The organism is Desulfurellaceae bacterium (genome assembly GCA_021296095.1).
Taxonomy (GTDB): Bacteria; Desulfobacterota; Binatia; order Bin18; family Bin18; genus JAAXHF01.
In genome coordinates, this window is sequence record JAGWBB010000134.1 from 23,897 (window position 1) to 24,675 (window position 779).

General features: G+C 63.3%; 1 protein-coding gene. It reads left to right on the forward strand.

Going from position 1 to position 779, the window contains the following annotated elements:
- Positions 1-665: hypothetical protein (locus J4F42_21135; protein MCE2488027.1), on the forward strand; the 665-nt coding region annotated here is incomplete at its 5' end.
- Between the last annotated feature and the right edge of the window lie 114 nt (positions 666-779).

The following is a 779-nucleotide window of genomic DNA, read 5'->3' on the forward strand; positions in this document are numbered from 1 at the left end:
TTGCCGCCGCCCTGGCCGACGATGAGACCATGCTGCGGGCGTTTCATGAGCGGGTCGATCTCCACGCCCTGACCGCCTCGCGCATTCTTCAGCTACCCCTGGCCGAGATCGACAGCCAGCACCGCCAACTGGCCAAAAGCGTGAACTTCGGCCTGCTGTACGGCATGGGCGTGCGTGGGCTCAAGCTTGACGCCGAAGCCAAGTATGGGGTGGGCATGACCGAGGCCGAGGCTGCCCGCTATCACCGGGCCTTTTTTCACACCTATCAGGGCTTGCAGCGCTGGCACCAGTGGGCCAAGCGGCAGATCGAACGGCGCAGCCAGCAAACGCTTGAGACCCGTACTCTGACCGGTCGGCGCTTCCTGAATGTCCGTCACTTTAACGTCCTGCTCAATATCCCGGTTCAGGGCAGTGGCGGGGACGGCCTGAAACTGGCTTTAGGCCGCCTGTTTGCACACCGCCATGAAGCGCCCGGCGCGTTTCCGGTCGCCTGCGTGCATGACGAAATCGTGGCCGAAGCACCGCTGTCCGAGGCGAACCGGGCGGCCGAGTGGCTGGCCCGCCATATGAGCGAGGCCATGCAGGAAGTCGTTGGCGGCCGGGTGCCGATTGAGGTCGAAACCACGCTTGGCAAAGACTGGGCCGGCGCGCCGCTCGATTCGTGAGGATCGGCTCGGCTTTCCCCACGCTTCAGAATAGCGTATGACAGGCGGGAGTCGTGCACCATTAAGGAGGGACCGAACATGGCCGGACCAGAGATTGTCAAGCTGAAACGTATT